The following is a 19919-nucleotide window of genomic DNA, read 5'->3' on the forward strand; positions in this document are numbered from 1 at the left end:
TTTGCAATCTTGTTCGAGCAAATGAATGACTTTCGAGAACAAAGCGAACTTTCAATGCGAATTCTAAAACGGAAATATACTATTTTCCTAAACCCAGTAAAACGCCCTAACTCAGAGAAGCTCTCCCTATGAGTCGGGAGAGAAAGAACTCAATCTCACTCTCTACGGATCGCGAGATAGGGCTCCGGGGATGAAACACAAAGAAGTAGCCCGGCGAAGGGGTAGAGTAATACCGAGCTTGAATAAACGATTAGACATTTCTAAATTAGAGAAACAGCAAGCTCGGTATGAAGCGAGGGGAAGGCTTTCCCTTTCCCACCTGAAATCTAACCCCTATTCCCTGACCACTAAGATCGTGAGTTTGGTAACGATCATCGCGTTTCATATATCCTTTGTCATACCGTTTGCGCTTTTTAGTCTTGTGTCGTCCGAATTCAGTCCTTTGAACGCGCAAAGCGTACCCACGTTAGGAAGTACCAAACAATTCGCCAATGACGAACTCAAACCCTACGTGGACGCAGCCAAAGCGGGAGCGACGGACTCGGGAAGTTTTCTGAATACGGTGACAGGCGGAGAACAAGTGTTGGAAGCCGCCTGGGAAACGGAAGTGAACGCGGAAATAGAATCGATCGTCGGAGGAGTAAATAACTCAGACGCGGTGAATAACGTGAATGTCTACAAAGAGGCGGTGAGGGCTCAACTGGAATTGCAAAAACAACAGGCCAAAAGCCGATGGGTGGCGGATGCAAACGCATACATACAAGCGGAACTGCAAATCTTTTTAGCGACACTTTCCCAAAACACAGGAAACAACGTAACGTCGACGAACACGAATTCGGTGAATACGATTAATCCGACTGTGCAAGCAGCGACAACCACACCGGTCTCCCAAAACACAAACCCGGCACAAGCGGCACAAAGCTATTACCAAGGAGTTCAAGTTTGGGATACGAAATGGCAGGATCTGTTAAGCAAACAAAACACTTGGGAACAGAATTCCTTGAATGCGATCCAGAACGGAATCCTGCAATGGAATCAATCGATTACAGGACTTGAGAATGACAAACTAACGTATCTCAACGGAATCGAACAGACCAAAGCGCAATGGCTGGCGAACAAACAAATCATCACCAACGCACAGAATCAAATGAGAAGCGCGCTGCAATCTACGATTACGAATATCCGAGCGCAAGAAAACCAATTGAAAGCAAACGCATCCAGCGATCCGAGTTTGACATCCGTGTTTGGGGATATGGATGAATTGTTAGACGACTTGCAAGACGCATTGAATACAAACGCATCTTTGGGAACGTTAGCGCAAACATTGGGAAACTTTTTCCAAAGTCAGATCGCAAGCGCAACGGCCAAAGCGGACTACTGGAACATTACAAAATGGCAAGAGACGTATGCGACGCAAGTCTTAGAGTTTAAAAAAGAAGTGGCGACTGCAACTCTGAGCTGCAACAACACATACGGAGGCGGAGGCTGGTGCAACTACCAACCGACAGGATCGCAAGCGGTGACATACGGAAACGACGGGAACGTCTACGGATGGACCGCTGTAAACGGAGTCTTTCAAGGAACCGTTGTAAGCAGTTTTGATCCGTATACGGTAACGAATCCTGCTTACGCGGAACTGAATCAACAATACCAAAGTTGTCAGTCTCAGGCTTCGGGTTGGATGAGTTCATGGGTTTGGATGATGTCTCCGTGTTCCGATTTCGGACCTAACGGATCTAATGCGCCGATTCAATCATATACGGTAAACCCGAACAATAGCAGCGGATACTACAGCGAAGGTCATTACATAGCGACTTGTAACGGAACGGACCTCGGAGGAACTTGCATTGGAGGAACCGGCGCCTACGCCTTGAACTTGAATTATTGCGGAGGAGGTTTCATGTGCGGTTACAGTAGACAATGGATAACCGACCAAAGTTATTCCCTTTCGGTGACTGAAAACTTTAACCAAGCACAAAAAGACCAGATAGCGACGAACACAAAAATACGAAACGCAGTATTCGGAAATTACAACATAGCATTTGGACAATCCACTCAAGCGGGGAACGCGGTTTCCGGATCCAATGTCGCGTTAGAAACCAAAGTGTGGTTAGGCGGAACTGCGCTCAGTAGTTCGAATTGGTATAACTCTCTTGGGTTGATCGAACAAGTACAAGTCCAAACGAAATACAAATACATCGATATCGCAATGCAGGCGAATCAAAACTTTTGGACGAGTATGAAAACTCAGTTTAGTAGTATCGCATCTACGTTCTTGTCACTTGTGAATCCATTGAAAGACTGGGAAGAAAGATCAGCCGAGTACGAAGACGAATACCAAGCCAAACTGTTAGAACTGGAACAAATGAAACAAACCACGGTCGCCAACTACGACAACCAAATCAACCAGATGAAAGCGGCACGAGGAGCGTGGGTAACAGAAGTGTATGGCTACCAAATGGCAGGAATTGAAGGAAGCCAAGACAACGCGAACAGCCAATTTAGAACGGGACAAGAGAACTGGGAGAACACGAAATCCGTCTTCCAACAAGCGGAACTGAATTGGTATTTGTCAGCAAAGGATACACTGCAACAAGCGGTAACAGCGCCTAACGGAGAAACTCAATACCAAACAAACTCAATTCCGCAAGCAAACCAAATCCAAAACCAGATTACAAACTCGGAGACAAACACAAACCAGCTTTACAACGCAGCAACGGGATTGTATCAAACATACCAATATTCAGCTGCGGGAAACGTAATGCAACAAGCCATTACCAACTTGCAAAATCAAACAAGCTGGAATCAGCAAGGAGCGAATCTTTCAGCGAGCATAGCGGATTCTTTTGGAAGAAGCGAGGCTTACAAAACAGCGGAGCTAGGCGCAAGTAACAGAATTAATGCACTTGCCCAAACGATCTACGGAAACGGAGCGTATATCGTAGACAGTACGGAGTTGCAATCGTTACAGAATCAGATAACAACGAACGGACAAAACCAAAGCTTTTGGCAAAATGAAATCAATGGAACGAATGGAGGATTTAACTTCAACGGTCGCAACAACACAAGCCAAACCAAAGAAGCCCTGTATGGGGACATGATAGTAGACATTGCAGTCGCAACAACGTTACAAGCGGAAGTAGTCGATGAAGAGATCACATATTTAAAAACAGCAAACGAATACTTCGAAAAATCCGAAAGATATCAAGAGTTAGCGGAGAAGGCCAAGAGCGAAGCGAAGTTCGACGAAGCCGCGCTTTACACTGGTTACGCTGTGAGAGAAAAGAACAACGCAGTAGGATTCTTGAAAAAGAAATACTACAACTTGGGAGAAGAGATCACGAGTGAAGTGGATAACCGGGGGCTTACCTTTACGAAAAATTCTTTCTTGAGTTACAGAGATAATTTAATCAACAAAAACTTTCAGAATACGACGCAAATAGGCAAACAGATTCAAGAAGGAAAGAATCAAGTCGCGGGGATTATCGCGGAAGGAGAAAGCTACAATCAAATCCAAGGAATGATTCAGACGGCTTCTAACTTAAACAAACAAGGAGAAGAGAACAAAGAACGAGTGGAGAGACTACTACTCGAATCGAAAGAATTAGCAAACCGTGATGTTGGAGGCGGACTGTTAGACGGATTGCAAGAAATGATTGCAAGCATCCAGAGCGCACTTCCCCAAGAAGTAAGCAACAACGGAGTTGCTCAATACATCCAAGCACAAGAGAAAGAACTTGCAGAGAAACAAGAGAAAGTGAATGAATTACTTTCTCATATGAATTCGCTTGTGACAAATCAGAACGATCTTTCCAATTTGCAAACATTGTTACAAGGAAGCAGCCAAGCGATCAACCTAGCGGCAAACAGCGCAGTGTCGAAGTATTTAGACGACTACGCGAAGAAACTCCAAAAAGACAACGAAGAAAGAAGTTCGAATCTACAGAAAACACTTTTAGAAGCCTTAAGCAACGGAGACCAATACAAGTATCTCCGAGAAGCGGGCTACGGATTTAGAACGGACGGAGAAGGAATTTCCGCCTACAGACAGATCTACAGCGGGGAAATCGAAATCGGCGGAAGTGCGATGAAGAGCACGAGTTATTCTCCCGATTTAGAATATCAATATATACGAATTGAGACGAAGTTCAATCCCGGAAACTTGAGCGTGGATATGATGAATCCGAATTCCACAAGATTCAACGCGGAAATGGCGATTGGGATTAAAAATTACATCGACAATCTGCAGAAGAACGTGGAACAAATGTTCGCACAATTTAGCGACAAGACAAACGAGATCAAAGAAGAATACGCACAAAATCAAGAGATCCAAGATTACAAGAAGGAACTCTACCAAGAGAGTAAGACGAACATATTAGCATCCTTTCAAGCGTTGCCAAGCGACTTGAAAGGCATGTTCGAAGGAGAAATGGGAGGATTAAAAGGCTACCACGAACAAGGCTCGAAATACAACTTTAATCAAGGAAGTTTCCAAGATCAAAGCGGAGAGATGAAGAAGATCGGGAAGTCGATGTATGACGGGGCGAACATCGACGACACAGTGTTTGGCGGAAGTAGAGAACTGAAAGGCTCAGTGAGTGTGAAAGGGATACCGGTAGAAGTAAGCTACGGAATGCAGTATTTGATTGTCACATCCGGATTTAATATCTCGAACTTAGGATACAACTTCAACTTGAAGTTAGTGGGAAATCAAAACGCAGAGAGTCAGCTATCGAGCGTAAACCAGAAGTATGAGATCTACAAAGAAGACATACAAAACAGAATTGAGAAACAAGCCAAGGCGAATGACGCGGAGAAGGAAAGTAAGGGATTTATCTTTACAATCTTGAATGGGATGAACGGCGGAAGCGGAAGCATGGGCCAGAGATTTACGCAAGCAGTGAAGTCGGAAGTGCAAAGTCGCGTAACGGGTGCGGTAGCGGAAGCGACGGGCTTACCGGCAAGCCTTGTAGGAGCGTTAGTCGGTGGTTCGAGCATGAAAGACGCGGTGAAGGCGTATGTGAAAGACGAAACGGTAAACGCAATTTCGAAAGCGACCGGGATTCCCGCTTGGATGATCTCGAATCAAATGGAGAAGATGAATAAACCAAAGGAACAATGGTATCAAACCCAAGAGTTCCAGATGGTGACAACGGTAGTAGCGGTAGCGGCCGCGCCCTTCACTGGTGGAGCAAGTCTAATGGTCGCCATGGCCGTGGGTGCCGGAATCGGAGCTGCAACGGGAGCCGCAAGCGGAGGATTAAAGGGGGCGCTCGTTGGTGCTGTAGGAGGAGCCGCAGGAGCCGCGGTAAAAAGTTTTACGGGTGGAGCGGTTAACGTAGGGCTTAGCTACTCGGCAGAGAACGGATTTGGAGCATCAGTTGGAGTTGGATACGGACCTGCAACAGTGAGCGTAGGAATCTCCGAAAGAGGCGGAACATCGGTAGATGTAGGATTTAACAAAGCAGGCTTCAACGCGGGACTGAGTTACAATTCCAAAACGGGAAGTGTTAGCGGAAGCGCTGGATTTACTTCCCAAAGTAGTGGAACCGGATTTGCACTCAGTTACAGTGAGGGAGACGGCTTCGGTGCAAGCTTGAGTAAAAGTTTCAGCAACGGATTGAATGGGGGCTTAAGTTGGAGTGAGAAAGGCGGCGTGGGAGGAAACATCGGATACGAAGCCCCGGGTGACAAAGACAAACCGAAGAATTCTCTCGCAAACCAAATGAAAGGCGCTGGTGGAACATTAAGTTTTTCTCAAAGAGATGGTTTGTCCGCTGCACTTAACGCGTCTGGAGGAGTGAACGCGGGGAACTGGAGTCAGTCGGGTGGATTCCAAGCAAATTCTAATTTTCTAATGGATAGCTGGAAGGCGGATTTTGTTTCTAAGCAAGGGGCGATTGAAGAACTTCAATCGAAAGGTTTGAGTAAGGAACAGGCGACAGCGATTCTGGATGCGCAAGCTCATGCGGAATCGAAGGCTGCTCAGGAAAAAAATAATCAGGAAAGCGGAAAATCGGTGTTAGATGGATTTGGTTTTGCGAGCACGAGAAGAGAGGACGGGGAAGCTCATGTAATCGGCTTCGATGATGATGGCCCCACTCCGGCTCATGGAGCGACCGGCGACAACAGTCCGCTTCAGACTGGAAGTTCTTCCGGATCGTTTGGACCGGATGGAAAGCCGGTGGTACATGGAGAACTCAACGGACCACTTGTAAACAAAGGAATCGACAAGATCTTGGATCAAGTGAACAGCTTTGACAAAACGAAATCCGGGAATGTGGAAGCGGCGTTGAAAGATTTTGCAAAGGCGAATAACTTGAGTGAAAGTTCACCCGAATACAAGAAGTTGAAAGAACTGACTGCAGATATTGGAGGCAAGAACTCGAAAGGATTTAACGAAGCTCGAAATGAATATTACGCGCAGAACAAAGAGAGAATCCATACGGAAGCGTTAACCGCCATGTATGGGGACAAGATCCAGTCTATGGACGGCAAGATGTTAACGTTGAAGAACGGTGAAGGATATACGATCATGAATGGAAAGTATGACCTTCAGTTGGACAACAAGACGAATGAGAACTTTAAAAGATCGCATGAAAATATACTGGGTATGACTGTAAGTGATCCTGATTACAACATGAGACCTGGTAGGCAATGTTTTCCGACGACGAACGCGGTGATGGCGGATCACGTAGGGGCAACTCCGAGAGATCCATCCAAACAAATGGTGGATGATATGCTCTTTACTGCAAGAGGCAAAGGGATTTTAAACGAGAATGATCACAAAAACGGTGGGAAAGAATTACAAGACTATCCTGGTAACAAACTGCTGAACAAAGAATACGGACTTACACAACATTTGTTTAACGATGGAAGAAATTTGAGTTTCGATGACAAGAAAGCTGCGATTCAAGCAGCCATTCGAAACGGAAATATTGTATCGGCTGGTGGAAAGTTCAATGTAGCCGGTGTAACAGACCACCGAAACGCAATCGTAGGATACGACTCGAAAGGTTGGGTTGTGTTTGACCCGTATGGCAATGCGAATACAAAGGATTACAAAGGAAACGGAATGTTTGCCCATTACGAATATGGAAAGTTCAATTTGGGTGGGAACAAAGCCTACTACGTAACCAAGGACTAAGGAAGATATATGAAGAACCAAAAACGAATATTAGCGATATTGATATTAGCAGGAGTAACGGTTATGTTACAAGCGGAAGGTGAGAAAACACGAAAGGATCTGATTCCTATTTTCAAGAAATGTTATCGGCCGAATGAACACCTGTCCTTGCTTGCAAGCTCCACTTTGACTGAAAAAGGGAAACCAAAGACCTTTTACGGACCGAATAACATTGATGACCAATATATCGATACTGCTTGGGGAGTGAGTAAAAACCAAGGAATCGGAGAATGGATATATACTTACAATGACGTGAATTCAAATAAGAATTCGTATGAGGAACTCGCAGGGAAGAGTCAGAAAAACTATTTCAGTTTTTTGAATGGATTGGCTAAGGATGCGACTTCCTTTGCAGAAAACGGAAGGATCAAAAAAGTAAGGATCGATGTATATGAATTGGAAGGTGGGGAAACGATGGCGAATTTAGATGATCCTCTCATATATCACAATTATCCAATCGAAAATGATACTTTTGAATTGGAATTGAAAGACACTCCCGAGGAACAAACTTTTGAAAGAGAGATTTTTACGAAGATAAAACCGCAAAGTATAGCATATGATCGTTATCTACTTTTCAAGCTGACAATCCTAGAAATATACCCAGGAACTAAAAGTAAGAATGTGTTTCTGACGGAGTTTTTAGCATATTCAGAGGATCGAAAGGAAGGTTTCAAGATTACACGGGAAAGAAAGTAATTTGAGTATTTCGGAATATACTGAATTGATGAAGTTTAGAGAGATTGGGCTCCGGGGATGAAACACGAGGAAATAGCCCGGAGAGGGGGTATCAAAAGACGCGTTATGCGGCTTTTGATAGGGGGACCCTTCCCCCACCTGATATCTAAACCCTATCCACTGACATCTAGAAAGCGTATGTGAAAGACGAAACGGTAAACGCAATTTCGAAAGCGACCGGGATTCCCGCTTGGATGATCTCGAATCAAATGGAGAAGATGAATAAACCAAAGGAACAATGGTATCAAACCCAAGAGTTCCAGATGGTGACAACAGTCGTAGCGGTAGCGGCCGCGCCCTTCACTGGCGGAGCAAGTTTAGCCGTCATGATGGCCGTGGGCGCCGGAATCGGAGCCGCGACAGGAGCCGCGAGCGGAGGACTCAAAGGAGCGTTAGTTGGTGCTGTAGGAGGAGCTGCGGGAGCCGCGGTAAAAAGTTTTACGGGTGGAGCGGTTAACGTAGGGCTTAGCTATTCGGCAGAGAACGGATTTGGAGCATCGGTGGGAGTTGGATACGGACCCGCTACAGTGAGCGTTGGAATCTCCGAAAGAGGCGGAACATCGGTAGATGTAGGATTTAACAAAGCAGGCTTCAACGCGGGATTAAGCTACAACTCCAAAACAGGAAGCGTGAGCGGAAGTGCTGGATTTACTTCTCAAAGTAGCGGAACCGGATTTGCTTTGAGTTACAGTGAGGGAGACGGCTTCGGTGCGAGCTTGAGTAAAAGTTTCAGCAACGGATTGAATGGGGGCTTAAGTTGGAGTGAGAAAGGCGGCGTGGGAGGAAACATCGGATACGAAGCCCCGGGAGACAAAGACAAACCGAAGAACTCACTTGCAAACCAAATGAAGGGAGCTGGTGGAACATTAAGTTTTTCTGAAAGAGATGGTTTGTCCGCTGCACTTAACGCGTCTGGCGGTGTCAACGCGGGGAACTGGAGTCAGTCGGGTGGTTTTCAAGCAAACACAAACTTTTTGGCAGACAAATGGAAGGCGGATTTTGTTTCGAAACAAGGAGAGCTGGAAGAGCTTCAATCGAAAGGTTTGAGTAAGGAACAGGCGACAGCGATTCTGGATGCGCAAGCTCATGCGGAATCGAAGGCTGCTCAGGAAAAAAATAATCAAGAAAGCGGAAAATCGGTGTTAGACGGTGCAGGATATGCTGCGACCAGAAAAGAAGGAGAAGACTACTCTCAAAATCACGGTGATATAGACAACGACGGAAAAAATAAAGGATCTGGTATCGATCCGACCAAGTTAGAAGTAAACCAATACGAGCGTTTTCAAAACCGAGACGGCGCTGCGGAAAATTTAAAAAAGGTTGTTAATGAAACGGACCCAGGAATTGCAGGCCAATACAAAGACGGAAAGTTACACAAAGAGTTTACCGCGGAAATCGATTTGAGGAGAAGCCAGATTTCGGACAATGAGAAAAATATGAGTTTGGGGGACAAGATGAAGTTGGACAAACTCAAAGATCAAAAAGCGGCCTTAGATGCGGAATACAAAGCTATCAATTCGGGGGGAGGGAAAAACGCCAAATACAATGAAATACTTTTGTTAAAAATCGAAGCGGTAAATCATCAAATGAATGATATGAAGGCGGGAGACGCATTTAAATTCAAAGGAGAGAATGCGGATAATCGGACTCAGTTGATGGGAAGAATGATTGAGCTGAAAGAGAAAGCAGTGTATGGGACATTGACTCCTAATGAGAAAAAAGATCTTGCTAAGGTAACGGGCGGCCTTGAAGATTATCGCCGATATGGCCAAGTCCGGGATCTGGTATTAAACAACAAGATTTCGAGTTATGACTTAGGTTCGTCGACAACGGCAGCAATTTGTTATGTAAATGCTCATTCGAATTATGGTGGAGTAGATACAAAAACAAATTACTTTGCTCAAGCTCAGTTGGGTAATATTGGAATGACGAACAGTGATTACCGAGGAATGAAGGCTCCTTCTTTGGGTGTGGGAAGTCACTGGAGCGGTGACTTGAATACCTTGAAAAATCCTGTCAGCGGTGAAGTCCATGTGACGAGATCTCAGGTTGATACTTTGAACCGAAGTAAGGCGAACAATGCAATCGTGTTTACGGATACAACCGGTGATGGAAATCCAAACCACTGGCAGAATGTGGCGAGGGGTAAAGATGGTCAATGGTATGACGTCAATAATAACCGTAAGAAAATAGATAGTATCAAACCAATGGACTTTAGCAATGTATATCAAATCAAATACAACGACAATTGGTGAAACATGAAAAAGAAAATCGCGTTAGGATGTATGTTGTTCTTTGTCTTCTTCTGCAAGGAAGAAAACAAGGAAGCTCCCAAACAAGAGACCCCGGTCAAGGAAGAGAAGGTGCAGAATATGAACACTGAAAGAGTATTCAATGGTGTGTACTCAATGGATGATATACACCTCATGAAAGAAGTTTTTGGAATCCAATCGAAGTTTAAAGATTACTGCCTCCGAATCGATCAGAAGGCGAATGTCGTAGAACTTGGAATTGTGGAAGGAAAGGTCTACAAGGGGAAGATTGTAGAGAAAGATTCGGAAAGTGTTACGATTGAAATCAATGGCAAAAGCCAAAAGTATTTCATAGTAAAATATACATCAATCATTGGCAATGAAACATTCGCACTCATGACAGAAGGCTATTCCGAAAAAAAGTCTGACGGAAGCTGGAATATGGATAGTTCTGTAGGCGAAGTTGCATCCATGCAAACAATTTCGGAGTGTATTGCAATGATGAAAGATAGTCTTGAATTACAATATCACGAAGAAGATCACGGGGTTCCTAAAAAGAAGTAAAGGAAAGTCGTTTGACTCAAGCGAACGATTGAACAACGGAAAAATAAAGAGTAACAGAGTGAGTTTCCCAACTGGGGAAAGAATGGAATCAAAGAAAAGAACAAAAGGATACGCGTTAGGGGAAGCTGTGAGAGACAAAGTAACGGGTCAAAAGATGTATGTGGAAGTAACTTGGAACCCGGAAGTACGTTGCGTTTACTTTGACTCAGAGAAGGAAAGCCTTGTGAAGGTAGAGAAGTATCCTGAAGATTTGGAGCGGATCAAGGAATTACTGCCATATCTTCCGAAGTAAAACGCTGATTCAAAACAAATCGTCACATATCGAGAAAAACAAAAAAGCTCCCTTCGCACTAAAGACAAAGCGAAAGGGAGTAAGGAATGTCTAGAAGAATCGGAACCCAGGGAGTGAGTTTCCCAGCTGGGGGAAGAAATGGAAAACAAAAATAAACAAGTATATGTGTTAGGCGAAGCGGTGAGAGACAAGAGAAGCGGCCAAAAGATGTATGTGGACGCAACTTGGAGCCCTGAAATCAAATGCGTATATTACAATACATCGATGGACTCACTTGTCAAAGTAGAAGTGCCGTATGAGGACTTAGAGAAGGTAATAGATTTAGATTTCAAAGCGAGGTCTGAGTAAGACGCCGATCCGGTATTCAAAACGAATTCTGAGACGAAATTTCTTGGATCGTTTTTTCTAAATCGTTGTCTTTAAAAAATAGATTAGAAATCGTGAGCACATTCAACCAAAATCCAACAACTTGGCCGGTGTAATAGCCGGTTTTTTTTGTATTAGGGGTTCTAAGGATTGATAACTACGTATTCGGACGTTAGAAGGAGTTTCAATCCCATTCTTCTCTGTCTTTTTTAACTTTCTCTTGAAGAATCGCTGCTGATTTTTTGGAGAGAATGCCGTGAAAGTCTTTCATAGTGGCCGGGCTTTTGGGTTCGATGACTTCGACGAAATCAAGATAGCCGAGTAGCTCGATTAGAAAAGAGTATTTCTCTTCGGGCACGTTGATTACGATCCGTTTCATTGATTTTATTCTAATCCGTTATCAAGAATCATGTGAATGATTTTTTGCAGATTGCTTCTGTCGGTGGGAGACAGTTGACCGAGAACTTTAACAATTTGAATTTGCTCGATGGTAGCAATGAGCGGTTTGAAAACGGAAGGTTTTGCAAGTCCCGCTTTTTGCCAATCTTGAATGAGATTCTCTCCCATTGCGAGAGGTTGCCTAATTTGACTTGTGATAGCCATGAGAATCACATCGGGTCTTGTTTGTTGGTAAGCTTGATTACTGATGATAACGGCGGGACGTTTTTTAGAAGCTTGCAGATTGGTGAAAGGAAAATTCACCAAAACGACGTCGGCGAAATTAAAGATTGTCGTAAACTGCATCTTCGTCGTTGTCCCAGATTTTATCGAAAGCATTTTCCGAGGCTTGGGAATACGCGTGACGTAAGAGAGGGTCTTGATCTCTCTGCTGAATAAAGTCTATGAAATCGTCTACTTCTGCGAGACGCAGCGGAGAAAGGTGTTCGAGTTTTTGAACTACTTGTTGAATCTGAGGTTGCATTGAGAATTCTTCCTAAGATGATCGATGCCTATTATTTTTTCACAAGTACAATATCTTTACGGATTTTTTCACGAAATAAGTAGGCTTCAATCAGATCTTTGATAGATTTTTTTTTTTCTTCGGGGAGTTGTTGGACGCTTCGGAACATTTCAAGAAGTTCTTGGTCCTCTAAATTCACACGGGCTGCATTGTCCGAGTTTCCACTGAGTAAATAGTCGGTAGTTACACCGAGAGCTTCGGCAAGAGCTTTGAGCTTGTCAGCGGATGGTCTAGAATCACCTCTTTCGTAACGACCGATGTGATTGTAATTCAGGTCGGTCAATTGACCAAGTTCTTCCTGGGACATTTTTTTCATGACCCGTAATTGGCGAAGTCTCTCTGGGAACTCCTCTTTGTACTTGGCGTCGTTTTTCTTCTGTTTCTGTGCCATTTTCCTTCATATATCGCACAAAATTACTTTCTGTCGATCAAAAGTTCCTGTTTTCCGGTTGCATCTTGTTACATGAATGATTTACCTTGTCCTACGAAGATGACGGAAAATCCTGCATATATGTAGGATTACCGCATTACAAAATTTTTCCTGAGTCTCGCAAAAACTAAAATGACGGAAGTTGAATCCAAGATAGCAGACGCATGTGATAAAATGAAAGGATTTGAGAAAAAAGAGAGCTGAAACTGGAATAAAACAGATTCAAAATATGGAATATACGGAAAGAAGAGAGGAATTAAAGAAACAAATCAAACGGAAGACATGGGAATCTTTCTCCGAATAACGGCGCACAAAAGAAAACTAGAAACAAGTGTGGGTTAGGCAGCGTCTTCGTAAGAATATATGTGGTAAAGACCTCCGAGAACGGGAGTGGAAACGAGTTTTGCCGACCCATCGGAAGGACGTATTAAAACCGGAGAAGAAACGGGACTGTCTTTGTTCAAAGCCAAATGAGTGCGATGATGATTGTAAAAATGAATGAACTCTTCCAGTTTTTTTTCCAAATGATACTGATTGAGAGGAATGAAGAAATCCAAAAATTCATTTCTACATGTCTTTACCCAACGTTCCGCGTAACAGTTCTGCCAAGGAGAGCGAAGAGAGGTTTTTTTGTGTTTGATGCCGATTCTTTCCAAGTATTTGGTAAAGCGTTTCCCAAAAATGGAATCGTTGTCGGAAAGAAAATAATGAAAGGTTTTTCCTGCTTGAATTTGCTTACGAACGGCAAACTTCAAAACCTTTCGCATCCAATTTGTAGTCGGGTTTGTATGAATATCAAAATGAAGAATTTGTCTAGAGCCGACGTGAAGAAAAAAAACGACGCGAAAGATCTTTTTGAAATTGGAAGAGTAAACGGAAAGAGTATCGGAAACAACCATAGAATCGGCATGCAGAGAATAGAATTCTTTCCAAGAAAGACGTTTTTTAGGGCTATGAGGACGTTTTGGAATATACTTAGAAACAGTTCTTTCACAAATATCATGGTCGAGCTTTAGAAGAAGACCGTGTAGTTTTGTAGCTCCCCAGATTTTGTTTTCCTTAGCGACTCTTCGAATGAGTTTGATGACTTTCCAAGGAATGTTTGGTCTTCCTGTTTTCTTTCTACGGGAAAGAAGAGCCCAGAATGTTTTGAATTTTTTGTTTCTCCATTCAAGAAGAGTATGTGGAGAAACAAGAATTAGATTTTCGATCCAATTGGGATCGAGATAGGAAAGAAAGACGAGTTTCAATCTTTCGAAAGGTTTTGTATGGAATTTTTTTCGTTTTCGTTTGTAAGCTGAGAGTTGTGATTTTAGAAATAAGATTTGAATGGAATTTTTTGATTCTGCTCCAATTTTTTTGATAACATAAAGAATCAGCACCAGATTGAGCAGAATAGAGATTTCGTAAAACAACCATTAACCTCGATTAAATACGGATACCAGCGGAAATAGATGAAGTCGGACGTGGAATTATGTTGAGTCGCCCGCTCCTCCTGTGAATGTATCGTTATATATACATCACAAATTAAATCTTTTTTGAATGATCGTCTAATTTTTGTTATTTATCAGTGATATAATAATTGACACAAATCACAAAGTTTTGCAATCTTGTTCGAGCAAATGACTCCCAGAGCCACCGAACTTTCCATGCGGATTCTAAAACGGAAATATACTATTTTCCTAAACTCAGTAAAACGCCCTAACGCAGAGAAGCTCTCCCTATGAGTCGGGAGAGAAAGAACTCAATCTCACTCTCTACGGATCGCGAGATAGGGCTCCGGGGATGAAACACAAAGAAGTAGCCCGGCGAAGGGGAAGCGTAATACCGAGCTTGAATAAACGATTAGACATTTCTAAATTAGAGAAGCAGCAAGCTCGGTATGAAGCGAGGGGAAGGCTTTCCCCTTCCCGCCTGAAATCTGATCACTATCCACTAACATCTAAAACATGTACGAGGGAGCAAATATCGACGACACAGTGTTTGGCGGAAGCAGAGAGTTAAAAGGCTCGGTGAGTGTGAAAGGGATACCGGTAGAAGTCAGCTACGGAATGCAGTATTTGATTGTCACATCCGGATTTAATATCTCGAACTTAGGCTACAACTTCAACTTGAAGTTAGTGGGAAATCAAAACGCAGAGAGTCAGTTATCGAGCGTAAACCAGAAGTATGAAATCTACAAAGAAGATATCCAAAACAGAATCGAGAAACAAGCAAAGGCAAATGACGCGGAGAAGGAAAGTAAGGGATTTCTATTTACAATCTTGAATGGAATGAACGGCGGAAGCGGAAGCATGGGCCAGAGATTTACGCAAGCAGTGAAGTCGGAAGCACAAAGCCGCATAACGGGAGCAGTGGCGGAAGCAACGGGCTTACCGGCAAGCCTTGTAGGAGCGTTAGTCGGTGGTTCGAGCATGAAAGACGCGGTGAAGGCGTATGTGAAAGACGAAACGGTAAACGCAATTTCGAAGGCGACCGGGATTCCCGCTTGGATGATCTCGAATCAGATGGAGAAGATGAACAAACCAAAGGAACAATGGTATCAAAGCCAAGAGTTCCAGATGGTGACAACGGTGGTAGCAGTGGCGGCCGCGCCCTTCACCGGTGGAGCCTCTCTAATGGTCGCGATGGCAGTGGGCGCCGGAATCGGAGCTGCAACGGGAGCCGCAAGCGGAGGATTAAAGGGGGCGCTCGTTGGTGCTGTAGGAGGAGCTGCAGGAGCAGCGGTAAAAAGTTTTACGGGTGGAGCGGTTAACGTAGGACTTAGCTATTCCGCAGAAAACGGATTTGGAGCAAGTGTCGGAGTCGGATATGGACCAGCGACAGTGAGCGTAGGAATCTCCGAAAGAGGCGGAACATCGGTAGACGTAGGATTTAACAAAGCGGGCTTCAACGCGGGACTGAGTTACAATTCTAAGACGGGAAGTGTGAGCGGAAGCGCTGGATTTACTTCCCAAAGTAGCGGAACCGGTTTTGCTTTGAGTTACAGCGAAGGAGACGGATTCGGTGCGAGCTTGAGTAAAAGTTTTGATAGCGGATTGAATGGCGGACTTAGTTGGAGTGAGAAAGGCGGAGTCGGAGGAAATATCGGATACGAAGCACCGGGAGACAAAGACAAACCGAAGAACTCACTTGCAAACCAAATGAAAGGCGCTGGTGGAACATTAAGTTTTTCTCAAAGAGATGGTTTGTCCGCTGCACTTAACGCGTCTGGCGGTGTCAACGCGGGGAACTGGAGTCAGTCGGGTGGTTTTCAAGCAAACACAAACTTTTTGGCAGACAAATGGAAGGCGGACTTTGTTTCGAAACAAGGAGAGCTGGAAGAACTTCAATCGAAAGGTTTGAGTAAGGAACAGGCGACAGCGATTCTGGATGCGCAAGCTCATGCGGAATCGAAGGCTGCTCAGGAAAAAAATAATCAAGAAAGCGGAAAATCGGTGTTAGACGGTGCAGGATATGCTGCGACCAGAAAAGAAGGAGAAGACGGAAGTCATGGAGTAATCGGGTTTGGCGATGATGGTCCTACTCCCGCACATGGAGCGCCATCTTCACATGATCCGGGGCAGACGTTAGCGTCATCGGGTTCTTTTGATCCGGATGGAAAACCGACTGGTTCACAAAGACCAGGTGTTCAAGCGGACGGGTCTATCAATGTAGTTGGAAGTAGAACTCCAACACTGGGTGAAAGAGCCGCTTCTTTGTTCGGTTCGATTGCAGATGGAGCGAAAGGTCTATGGAATCGGGCGACGGGAGGAAATCAGCCAAATATTGATCCACATCAAATTGTTCGTATTGGGGAAAACGGTTTGGCCGAGTATGCCAATGGAGCAAGAACATCAATTGCATTTAATGAAAAAACAGATGGCCCTTTTTCACAACCTCGCACAAATACAATTCATGGAGCAGTGGATCTCATGACGCCCATTGGAACGAAAGTGTCCGCATTAGAGGACGGTGTTGTTACGATTGCAAGAAATAAACCCGATGATTATTTGCGCTATCCGGTGGAGCCAGGAAAAAATACAAAACTTGGCGGAGCGTCCATTTCAATACGTCATACCAACGCGAATGGTGAAACCGTTTTTTCTTACTATGCTCACAATTCTAAAGTATTAGTTCGCGATGGTGAGAAAGTTTTTAAAGGTCAGGTTATTGCTTTATCTGGTCAATCCGGTAACACTCCTGGCGGACCTCACATTCATCAAGAAGTGAATAAATACGTAGACGGCAAAAGAGTACAAATTGATCCTTTAAAGTTTTCATGGGAGAAGTTTAATGCAAATAAAAATGAGAATTAAATCACTGATAGTCATTTCAATATTGCTCGTAGCCTATTCGTGTAAAACTAAAGAGAGCCCGACTCTCAATGATATACCGGATGAAGTTCCTTTATATCAAGCTTTACAAGCAGATGCTCAGAGAATTGGAATTCTAAAACTCGGAGAAAAATATGAAATTCAAAAAGAAGAAAATATTGCATTTACCGATGAGATTGGGGGTTATTCAGAAAGTTTTAAATGGATACTTGTAAAAAAAACTTCAGGTGAAATTGGGTGGTCATTGAAAAACATTTTCAATCCTAACGGCAAATCAGGACAAGATGATCCTATCGGTAGGTGGGTTTCTTTAGGTACTAAGTTTCCACAAGATTTAGTTGGATTTCTCAATCTTGAAATAGAAAAATCTGAAGTTCTTGTCAACCCTTATGCTGGTGTAGGTTATCTGAAATATGAAAATCCAAAGTTTGCATGTTCTAACGGAATATGCTCGATCTTTGCACATGATCAATTGATTCTTAAATTTAGCTTTTTGAAACCAAATGTTATTAAAATTATTTTCTCCACTAAAGTCGTCGGGGATGGAGTTTTGCCTGATGCTCAAGTTAAAGAAAGTGATATGTATCATATTTTGGAAGAAGGTTCGATTCTTTACAGGTTATAGCCTAGGCTACGCTTTTCAGTTTATCTGTGAAACCTGAATACGACCAAAGGAATGTCTAGAAGAATCGGAACCCAGGGAGAGTTTCCCAACTGGCGGAAGGAATGGAAACAAACAAGAAAAAGAAAGGATACGCATTAGGCGAAGCGGTAAGAGACAAAAAGACGGGCCAAAAGATGTATGTGGAAGTAACTTGGACCCCGGAAGTACGTTGTGTTTACTTTGACGCAGAGAAGGAAAGCCTTGTGAAGGTAGAGAAATTACCGGAAGATTTGGAACGGATCAAGGGATTACTACCGTATCTTCCCAAGTAAAACGCTGATTCAAAAGAAATCATCACATATCGAGAAACAAACAAAAGAACTCCCTTCGTATTAAAGACAAAGCGAAAGGGAGTAAGGAATGTCTAGAAGAATCGGAACCCAGGGAGTGAGTTTCCCAGCTGGGGGAAGAAATGGAAAACAAAGACAAACAAGTATATGTATTAGGCGAAGCGGTAAGAGACAAAAGAACGGGCCAAAAGATGTATGTGGACGCGAGTTGGAGCCCTGAAATCAAGTGTATATATTACAATACCTTGATGGATGAGTTAATAAAAGTAGAAGTACCGTATGAGGACTTGGAGAAGGTAATAAATTTAGATTTCAAAGCGAAGCCTGAGTAAGACGCCGATCCGGTATTCAAAACGAATTCTGAGACGAAATTTCTTGGATCGTTTTTTCTAAATCGTTGTCTTTAAAAAATAGATTAGAAATCGTGAGCACATTCAACCAAAATCCAACAACTTGGCCGGTGGAGACGCCGGTTTTTTTTGTATTAGGGGTTCTAAGGATTGATAACTACGTATTCGGACGTTAGAAGGAGTTTCAATCCCATTCTTCTCTGTCTTTTTTAACTTTCTCTTGAAGAATCGCTGCTGATTTTTTGGAGAGAATGCCGTGAAAGTCTTTCATAGTGGCCGGGCTTTTGGGTTCGATGACTTCGACGAAATCAAGATAGCCGAGTAGCTCGATTAGAAAAGAGTATTTCTCTTCGGGCACGTTGATTACGATCCGTTTCATTGATTTTATTCTAATCCGTTATCAAGAATCATGTGAATGATTTTTTGCAGATTGCTTCTGTCGGTGGGAGACAGTTGACCGAGAACTTTAACAATTTGAATTTGCTCGATGGTAGCAATGAGCGGTTTGAAAACGGAAGGTTTTGCAAGTCCCGCTTTTTGCCAATCTTGAATGAGATTCTCTCCCATTGCGAGAGGTTGCCTAATTTGACTTGTGATAGCCATGAGAATCACATCGGGTCTTGTTTGTTGGTAAGCTTGATTACTGATGATAACGGCGGGACGTTTTTTAGAAGCTTGCAGATTGGTGAAAGGAAAATTCACCAAAACGACGTCGGCGAAATTAAAGATTGTCGTAAACTGCATCTTCGTCGTTGTCCCAGATTTTATCGAAAGCATTTTCCGAGGCTTGGGAATACGCGTGACGTAAGAGAGGGTCTTGATCTCTCTGCTGAATAAAGTCTATGAAATCGTCTACTTCTGCGAGACGCAGCGGAGAAAGGTGTTCGAGTTTTTGAACTACTTGTTGAATCTGAGGTTGCATTGAGAATTCTTCCTAAGATGATCGATGCCTATTATTTTTTCACAAGTACAATATCTTTACGGACTTTCTCACGAAACAAGTAGGCTTCAATCAGATCTTTGATAGATTTTTTTTTTTCTTCGGGGAGTTGTTGGACGCTTCGGAACATTTCAAGAAGTTCTTGGTCCTCTAAATTCACACGGGCTGCATTGTCCGAGTTTCCACTGAGTAAATAGTCGGTAGTTACACCGAGAGCTTCGGCAAGAGCTTTGAGCTTGTCAGCGGATGGTCTAGAATCACCTCTTTCGTAACGACCGATGTGATTGTAATTCAGGTCGGTCAATTGACCAAGTTCTTCCTGGGACATTTTTTTCATGACCCGTAATTGGCGAAGTCTCTCTGGGAACTCCTCTTTGTACTTGGCGTCATTTTTCTTCTGTTTCTGTGCCATTTTCCTTCATATATCGCACAAAATTACTTTCTGTCGATCAAAAGTTCCTGTTTTCCGGTTGCATCTTGTTACATGAATGATTTACCTTGTCCTACGAAGATGACGGAAAATCCTGCATATATGTAGGAGTACCGCATTACAAAAATTTTTCCCCTCACCAG

19 protein-coding genes are annotated in these 19919 nt (G+C 43.4%); 10 read left to right on the top strand and 9 right to left on the bottom strand.

What is annotated here, in order from left to right; all coding sequences use genetic code 11:
* The first annotated feature begins 238 nt into the window (after positions 1–238).
* The 6 genes from FHG67_RS22270 (at position 239) to FHG67_RS06520 (ending at position 11377) form a co-directional block, all read left to right on the top strand.
* Entirely contained in the window at positions 239–7147 is a 6909-nt protein-coding gene (locus FHG67_RS22270) for a peptidase M23 (RefSeq protein ID WP_476738485.1), read from the top strand.
* Between the two features lie 9 nt (positions 7148–7156).
* On the top strand, positions 7157–7882 hold the full coding sequence (locus tag FHG67_RS06500) for an NADase-type glycan-binding domain-containing protein (RefSeq protein WP_415857832.1): 726 nt from the start codon (positions 7157–7159) through the stop codon (positions 7880–7882).
* Between the two features lie 179 nt (positions 7883–8061).
* Positions 8062–10176 (top strand): serine-rich family protein, encoded by a 2115-nt coding sequence (locus FHG67_RS06505; protein WP_142499697.1) that lies wholly within the window; start codon positions 8062–8064, stop codon positions 10174–10176.
* Between the two features lie 3 nt (positions 10177–10179).
* On the top strand, positions 10180–10737 hold the full coding sequence (locus FHG67_RS06510; protein ID WP_004497459.1) for a hypothetical protein: 558 nt from the start codon (positions 10180–10182) through the stop codon (positions 10735–10737).
* An 82-nt stretch (positions 10738–10819) separates the two neighbouring features.
* Positions 10820–11029 carry a hypothetical protein gene (locus tag FHG67_RS06515; protein ID WP_004497465.1) on the top strand — a complete coding sequence of 70 codons (210 nt, stop codon included), beginning with the start codon at positions 10820–10822 and terminating at the stop codon, positions 11027–11029.
* A gap of 138 nt (positions 11030–11167) precedes the next feature.
* The gene (locus FHG67_RS06520; RefSeq protein ID WP_004497462.1) at positions 11168–11377 is read left to right on the top strand and encodes a hypothetical protein; all 210 of its coding nucleotides are present in this window, start codon (positions 11168–11170) and stop codon (positions 11375–11377) included.
* 202 nt (positions 11378–11579) lie between these two features.
* Here FHG67_RS06520 and FHG67_RS06525 read toward each other — a convergent pair whose 3' ends face one another.
* The 5 genes from FHG67_RS06525 to FHG67_RS06550 form a co-directional block, all read right to left on the bottom strand.
* Positions 11580–11774, bottom strand: coding sequence for a hypothetical protein (locus FHG67_RS06525; protein WP_004497460.1), 195 nt, complete (start codon positions 11772–11774; stop codon positions 11580–11582).
* Between the two features lie 5 nt (positions 11775–11779).
* On the bottom strand, positions 11780–12139 hold the full coding sequence (locus FHG67_RS06530) for a type II toxin-antitoxin system PemK/MazF family toxin (RefSeq protein ID WP_004497469.1): 360 nt from the start codon (positions 12137–12139) through the stop codon (positions 11780–11782).
* Complete coding sequence (locus tag FHG67_RS06535) at positions 12117–12317, bottom strand: hypothetical protein (RefSeq protein WP_004497461.1); 201 nt, start codon at positions 12315–12317, stop codon at positions 12117–12119. Before FHG67_RS06535 ends, FHG67_RS06530 begins: the two co-directional genes overlap by 23 nt.
* Positions 12318–12348: 31 nt before the next feature.
* On the bottom strand, positions 12349–12747 hold the full coding sequence (locus tag FHG67_RS06540; RefSeq protein WP_016758737.1) for a helix-turn-helix domain-containing protein: 399 nt from the start codon (positions 12745–12747) through the stop codon (positions 12349–12351).
* A 377-nt stretch (positions 12748–13124) separates the two neighbouring features.
* Complete coding sequence (locus tag FHG67_RS06550) at positions 13125–14201, bottom strand: integrase core domain-containing protein (protein ID WP_016761322.1); 1077 nt, start codon at positions 14199–14201, stop codon at positions 13125–13127.
* Positions 14202–15302: 1101 nt separating this feature from the next.
* Here FHG67_RS06550 and FHG67_RS06560 point away from each other — a divergent pair.
* From FHG67_RS06560 to FHG67_RS06575, 4 genes are all read left to right on the top strand, one after another.
* Positions 15303–17084, top strand: coding sequence for a M23 family metallopeptidase (locus tag FHG67_RS06560; protein WP_244947491.1), 1782 nt, complete (start codon positions 15303–15305; stop codon positions 17082–17084).
* Complete coding sequence (locus FHG67_RS06565; RefSeq protein ID WP_004495043.1) at positions 17062–17727, top strand: hypothetical protein; 666 nt, start codon at positions 17062–17064, stop codon at positions 17725–17727. Before FHG67_RS06560 ends, FHG67_RS06565 begins: the two co-directional genes overlap by 23 nt.
* 101 nt (positions 17728–17828) lie before the next feature.
* Positions 17829–18038, top strand: a complete 210-nt coding sequence (locus tag FHG67_RS06570) for a hypothetical protein (protein ID WP_142499698.1) — start codon at positions 17829–17831, stop codon at positions 18036–18038.
* Between the two features lie 140 nt (positions 18039–18178).
* Positions 18179–18388, top strand: a complete 210-nt coding sequence (locus FHG67_RS06575) for a hypothetical protein (RefSeq protein WP_036075960.1) — start codon at positions 18179–18181, stop codon at positions 18386–18388.
* A 202-nt stretch (positions 18389–18590) separates the two neighbouring features.
* On the opposite strand, the gene FHG67_RS06580 is transcribed toward FHG67_RS06575, so the two are convergent.
* Genes FHG67_RS06580 through FHG67_RS06595 form a run of 4 tightly spaced genes read right to left on the bottom strand, consistent with a single transcriptional unit; the run spans position 18591 to position 19758 of the window.
* A complete protein-coding gene (locus tag FHG67_RS06580) occupies positions 18591–18785 on the bottom strand; it encodes a hypothetical protein (RefSeq protein ID WP_004497460.1) in 195 nt (64 codons plus the stop codon).
* Between the two features lie 5 nt (positions 18786–18790).
* Complete coding sequence (locus FHG67_RS06585) at positions 18791–19150, bottom strand: type II toxin-antitoxin system PemK/MazF family toxin (RefSeq protein ID WP_004497469.1); 360 nt, start codon at positions 19148–19150, stop codon at positions 18791–18793.
* Positions 19128–19328 carry a hypothetical protein gene (locus FHG67_RS06590; RefSeq protein WP_004497461.1) on the bottom strand — a complete coding sequence of 67 codons (201 nt, stop codon included), beginning with the start codon at positions 19326–19328 and terminating at the stop codon, positions 19128–19130. The genes FHG67_RS06585 and FHG67_RS06590 overlap by 23 nt, the downstream gene beginning before the upstream one ends.
* A 31-nt stretch (positions 19329–19359) precedes the next feature.
* Entirely contained in the window at positions 19360–19758 is a 399-nt protein-coding gene (locus FHG67_RS06595) for a helix-turn-helix domain-containing protein (protein ID WP_036075202.1), read from the bottom strand.
* Between the last annotated feature and the right edge of the window lie 161 nt (positions 19759–19919).

The sequence above is a fragment of the Leptospira weilii genome, assembly GCF_006874765.1.
Lineage (GTDB): Bacteria > Spirochaetota > Leptospiria > Leptospirales > Leptospiraceae > Leptospira > Leptospira weilii.